Source organism: Treponema sp. R6D11, from assembly GCF_054786075.1.
Window position 1 is genome coordinate 1 of the sequence record NZ_BDHD01000111.1, and the last position, 6,148, is coordinate 6,148.

Genomic DNA, 6,148 nt, shown 5'->3' on the forward strand with positions numbered 1-6,148 from the left:
CATATGTATCAACCGTTTTTTCAATAATAATTCTAATTCCTCTTTCTGCCGCTCTCGGCAAAATTTTCGGCTTCACAGAAAGGCTCAAGCTCTTCAAATAATTCGCAGCAAAACACATTGACTTTTCCCTTTTTTTTGTGATAGAATAAATAATTGCTTAAACGAAGGGGAAAGATAAAATTATGCAAGAATACATTGAGATAAAAGGCGCAAGAGAACACAACCTTAAAAATGTTTCGCTGAAAATTCCAAAAAATAAGTTTGTAGTTATAACAGGCGTATCCGGTTCAGGGAAATCCTCCCTCGCTTTTGATACAATATATGCCGAAGGCAGACGTCGCTATATCGAATCCCTTTCAGCCTACGCCCGCCAATTCTTAGGTCAAATTGACAAACCAGATGTTGACCATATCTCTGGGCTTTCCCCTGCGATTTCAATCGACCAAAAAAGCACAAACAATAATCCTCGCTCAACCGTCGGCACAATCACGGAAATTTATGATTATCTTCGTCTATTATATGCAAGAATCGGTATTCAACATTGCCCTAATTGCGGTAAAAAAGTCCACGAACAAACATTGGACCAAATCGTCGACAACGTTCTAACCCTAGACGAAGGAACAAAAATCAGATTGCTCGCACCAGTTGTTCGCGGAGAAAAAGGAACGCACGAAAAACTGATAGCCGAACTCCGTAAAAAAGGCTTCTCTAGAGTTAGAATCAACGGCGAAGACAAGCAGCTAGATGACGATATCACCCTAACTAAGACAAAAAAGCATAGTATCGAAGTAATCGTAGACAGACTTGTAATTAAAAAAGATATAACAAAGCGCCTAACCGATAGCATCGAAACTTGCCTAAAAAACTCAGACGGGCTAGTTCTTGTCGATATAATTGGCGACGGAGAAAAACTATATTCAACCAACTTCGCCTGCAACGATTGCGGGATTTCATTAGAAAAGTTAGATCCCCGTAATTTTTCATTTAACAACCCTTTCGGCGCATGCCCCGTTTGTTCAGGGTTAGGCGAAGTCGTATCAATCGACGAAAATAAAATAGTCAAAGATTGGAACCTTTCGCTATATGAAGGAGCTATCGGCGCAAGCGGCTGGAGCTTTGGCGATGTAGCATCAAGCTATTTCAAAGGACTAGCCGAGCACTATAATTTTGACATACGCACACCACTAAAAGATCTCCCACGCGAAATCCTGGATGTTATTTTCTATGGCTCAGGCGATGAAAAAATCAAAATCGATTATGAACGCGGTAAAAACAAGAGCGTCTGGCACGCGAAATTTGAAGGCGTAATTAAAAACTTAGAGAGAAGACATAGAGAAACGAATTCGAGTTGGATGCGCGCAGATATAGAAAGCAATATGACACACAGCCATTGTCATGAATGTGGCGGCAAAAGGCTCAATAAGCAAGCTCTCGCCGTCTTGATCAACAAGAAAAATATCTATGAAATCTGCCAACTCTCGTTAGCCGACGCAAAAGATTTTTTCGATAATATCAAGCTAACGAAAAAAGAAGAACACATAGCAAGACAAATACTAAAAGAAATCCGCTCAAGGATAAAATTCTTGGTCGATGTTGGGCTATCGTATTTAACTCTATGGCGTTCATCAGGTTCTCTTTCAGGCGGAGAAGCACAACGAATTCGCTTAGCAACCCAAATTGGAGCAGGATTAACCGGAGTCCTATACGTGCTCGACGAACCTTCGATTGGGCTACACCAAAAAGACAACGACCGTCTAATCGCAACCTTGCGCGAGCTGACCAATCTAGGCAACACACTTCTCGTAGTGGAGCATGACGAAGACACCATGCGAGCGAGCGATTTTATAGTCGATGTCGGTGTTCGAGCAGGCATCCATGGTGGCAACATCGTAGCGACAGGTGATATAAACGAGATTATGTTAGAAGAAAAAAGCCTTACTGGTCAATATTTATCCGGCATAAAAAAAATCAAAACTCCAAAATCAAGACGCGAAGGCACAGGCGATTTCCTCGAGGTGATAGGCGCGGAAGAAAACAATCTAAAAAAACAAAATGTTAAAATCCCTCTAGGTGTATTAACATGCGTCACAGGCGTTTCCGGCTCAGGAAAATCCAGCCTCATAACAGAAATTCTATATAAAGAACTTGCAAATAAATTAAACCGAGCATCTACTACCGGTGGCAAACATAAAGAGATTAAAGGTTTGCAGCATTTAGATAAAGTAATCGAGATTGACCAATCACCGATAGGCAGAACTCCGCGCAGTAACCCCGCAACATACACAGGTCTTTTCACAGACATCCGCAATATTTTCGCCGCAACAAACGACGCGAAAACAAGAGGCTACACAGCATCAAGATTCAGCTTCAATGTCCGTGGCGGCAGATGCGAGGCATGCTCAGGCGACGGCATAACAAAAATCGAAATGCACTTTCTACCAGATGTATATGTCCCATGCGAAGTCTGCAACGGCAAGCGTTATAACCGCGAAACCCTAGAGGCGAGATATAAAGGCAAGAACATATACGAAGTGTTGGAAATGACAGTCGAGGACGCTCTCAAATTCTTTGAAAACGTTCCTAGAATCGCCAAAAGATTAGAGGTTCTAAATAGCGTTGGATTAGGGTATATTAAACTCGGTCAAAGCGCAACAACGCTATCGGGCGGTGAAGCACAAAGAGTTAAACTCGCAACAGAGCTATCAAAACGCAGCACAGGACGCACAATCTATATCCTCGACGAACCAACAACAGGGCTGCATATATCCGATGTTAAAAAATTAATCAAAATTTTAAACAAGCTTGTCGATTCTGGCAATTCAGTCGTAGTTATCGAACACAATCTCGATGTCATCAAAACAGCCGATTATATAATTGACCTAGGTCCTGACGGTGGTGATGGTGGTGGTGAAATAATCGCAACGGGCACACCTGAAGAAGTCGCTGAAAACAAAAAAAGCTACACAGGCAAATATCTGAAAAAACACCTATAAAAAAGGGCAAAAGCCCTTTTTTTGTTTATATCGTCAAAGTCTGCCTCATCATCTTCTCAACCCTTTCCGCAATCTTCGCATTCTCCGGCATATTTTGGATATTTTCATAAACTCTGCCATATAAATTAAGTTTCCTGCAATATATATCGCTCCACTCATATATACAGCTGTCCAAAGTGTCAATATTATTATAATTCAATTCTGGATTGATGTTCGCTAAATCCGTCAGCATTGTTTCGCACGTCACTTCCAACGCCGCCCGCTCAACAATATCCAATCCTAACTGCCCGCTCGCCTGCGCCAATTTTATAACGCCGATCAACGGCGATTTCGCATAGCTCTCTCCGTCATCAAATGTAAACTCAAGCTCTTTGCAATAAAAATCATCCACCCAACGAATTCCAAGCTGTTTTAATCCCGCCAAAAATTTTTCAGGTGCATATATATCCACGCTCTGCTTAACCACATCAGCGATTTCAGTGTCTCCCCTAATCAGCATCCCATCCATATCCAGAAACAGCACATCAGCCCCCATAATGGCTTGCACACTCTGCTCAAACGTCATAGCCCGCCCGCCGATATAGATCTTGCTATCATCTAAAATATATCTTATGCTTTCAAGTTGCCGCAGGCTATACTCGCGCATCAACCCTTCATTTAAGTACCGCCCGTTGCAAATATCGCAGGTCGGCAAAAGCAACATTTCTTTTCGTATGCCCATAACTCCCCCATTGCATACATTATACCAAATTTTACATATTTTGTCAATTCATATCCTCTTTTTTGCGTTTTTTTAATGCTGCAATACCTGCCATCGCAAGCAAACTTGTTAGCGAAATTAGCATCATGTTGGCATCGCCTGTTTTCGGCACGTCTGCTTCCTCTTCTTCCTCGTTTGTTACAACTGCAATTTCAGGAACCTCAGCAGACGGCTCTACGGGTTCTACAGGCTCGTCAGGCTCAGTTGCTGGCGGTTCTTCAGGGTCTGTTTGCCCGTTCGTTTCCGCTGGCTCAATAGTTAATCTTCCCGGCAAAATTTCGATGTCGTATAGGTCGCTAATTAGCCCCGTTCCAGTTATTGCAAACTCGCCAGGCTCTGTCGCAATCACTATTGCATCTCCACCATCAACAGAATAAATTATATTTCCAAAAATAACGTCTTCGAAAACATGTCCATCCAACAACCCAACGCACGTGTAGCCATAGACTATCTCGTCGCCTATGCAGGCATTTATATCATTGATTTGTATAGTTATAACCGGTTTTTCATCGGGCGCACCATTGTTTGGCGGAGGCGGATCTTCCCCATCGCTACCAATTGCCCCAGGCGTAGGAGTCGGCTCCGGCTCAGGTTCGACAACAATTCTCAAAACCAATGTTCTTTGAATTTCACTGTCTTCAAAAACTACATTTGGCGCCTTAGCATAATAATATACAATATATTCTCCTGGCTCAGTGGCTGCAGGAAAGGCACTAGAGTATGCTCCGTCTTCTTTCAAAGGCTCCTCCTCGTCTGCTTTTCTAACGGCATAAACAACTTCACCAAAATCAGAAACTGGAGCAGTAGTCAACAATTCTATTTGCTCTCCTGTATAAATTAATTCCTCGCGAACTTCAGGGGTGCTTATAGTGCAGGGCTCCATACGCTTTGCAATAACATCATCTGCATTTTTAATCCCATTTGTAAACAATGTTTTTCCACTAGTAATTAGATTTTTCCAATCACTTTCGAATTCTGCTGGAACAACGATTTGCAATTTATTCGACGACCCCGTGCCAGGACTACGAGCAAAATCAATATTCTTTGTTGAATAGAGCCCCACACCGCCCGTGGCCACATATGTGCTCAAATTTTCACAATATAGTGAATAACCATCCATAATGGTGCCAGTCGCTTTGGAAACACTAGACAGATCTGGCAAATATACCACTTCAGCTGATATACAATTGCCAGCATACATACTCATAAAATTCACTACATCGGTAATTTTTGATGTATCTGGAACCTTAACTGTTTTAAGCGAACGCGCTCCATAAGCATAATGACTCATAAATCCTGTGCTAGTTTTAGTAATATTTGATGTATCCGGCACATCCAGGTAAATCAGCGAACTGCAATCATATGCATATTGAGACATGAATTGTTCTCCTCCACTAGTGAATTTCGAAGTGTCCGGCATAGGAAGTTTGGTTAATTTGCTACAGCCTCTTGCATACCCTACCATAAAATAATAACTTTGACCATTGAGATTGCCAAATACAATGTTTGATAAATCTGGTACATCTAGCCTCACAAGACTGGAACAACCAAATGCATAATAAGTCATAAAATCACTTTCCACATAGCTCATGTTTGATGTGTTGGGAACCCCTAGTGAAGTAAGCCCCGAACAACCATATGCGTAAGTATGCATAAAACTCTGTCCAGAATGAGAAAAACTAGAAGTATCGGGCACTCCTAAAGACATCAAGGACGAACAATCACGAGCATAACTAACTAAAAAGTATGCGCCAAAATCTTTTTGATTCGGCGTACAAGAAACATCCACATCTGCCTTAACATTTGGTAACACTACAACCAGACCACTATTACTTGTAAAACCTCCTTTTGGAGTATAAATAAAAACAACTTCGTTTGGCTCAATTACAATCACATCGTTTTTTTCGCTCCAGTTGACACCGTCCCGAGAATACCTGCTGTCTCGATTCAATGTTTTCTCAACTGTTTCCGCATCATCACGAACCCTCATCCTTGCCACCACACCACTCCCCGGCGCAGTAAACCCATTGTTCCATTCCAATGTCCCGCCCGGTGTCCCTGGCGCTGGATTTAACGCAATATATTCAACAGCAGCTTTAGCTTTTGGCAAAACTAAACCCGCAGGCAAAATAGAAACAAAAAGAGCTATACACAACAAAACAGATAGGCATTTGCATCCTACTCTCTTGAAGTTATCAAAAACAGTTTTACCTTGCATAATAATCTCTCCCAATCATCTTTTCCGCATCCTTTATATAATCGCATTCCTCTCTTCGCAACGCCTCGGCGATGAATTGCCGAATAAATTTTGGTTCTAGCCCTCCGCAGGAGCCGTTTGGGGGCGTGGGGCGATCCGGAACGCCCCACGTTTTGCCTACTTTGTCGCACAAAGTAG

At 42.2% G+C, this 6,148-nt stretch carries 4 protein-coding genes; 1 reads left to right on the forward strand and 3 read right to left on the reverse strand.

Annotated features, from left to right (window positions below; genetic code table 11):
- Positions 1 to 182: 182 nt before the first annotated feature.
- A complete protein-coding gene (gene uvrA / locus ACYVTD_RS09140; RefSeq protein WP_461247471.1) occupies positions 183 to 2,993 on the forward strand; it encodes an excinuclease ABC subunit UvrA in 2,811 nt (936 codons plus the stop codon).
- Positions 2,994 to 3,018: 25 nt separating this feature from the next.
- Here the strand turns inward: uvrA and ACYVTD_RS09145 are convergent, their stop codons facing one another.
- The 3 genes from ACYVTD_RS09145 to ACYVTD_RS09155 all read right to left on the reverse strand — a co-directional run.
- A complete protein-coding gene (locus ACYVTD_RS09145) occupies positions 3,019 to 3,714 on the reverse strand; it encodes a hypothetical protein (protein ID WP_461247472.1) in 696 nt (231 codons plus the stop codon).
- Between the two features lie 43 nt (positions 3,715 to 3,757).
- Positions 3,758 to 5,971 carry an LPXTG cell wall anchor domain-containing protein gene (locus tag ACYVTD_RS09150; protein ID WP_461247473.1) on the reverse strand — a complete coding sequence of 738 codons (2,214 nt, stop codon included), beginning with the start codon at positions 5,969 to 5,971 and terminating at the stop codon, positions 3,758 to 3,760.
- Positions 5,961 to 6,148 (reverse strand): hypothetical protein (locus tag ACYVTD_RS09155; protein WP_461247474.1); only part of this gene is annotated, 188 nt, incomplete at its 5' end. The genes ACYVTD_RS09155 and ACYVTD_RS09150, both read right to left, overlap by 11 nt.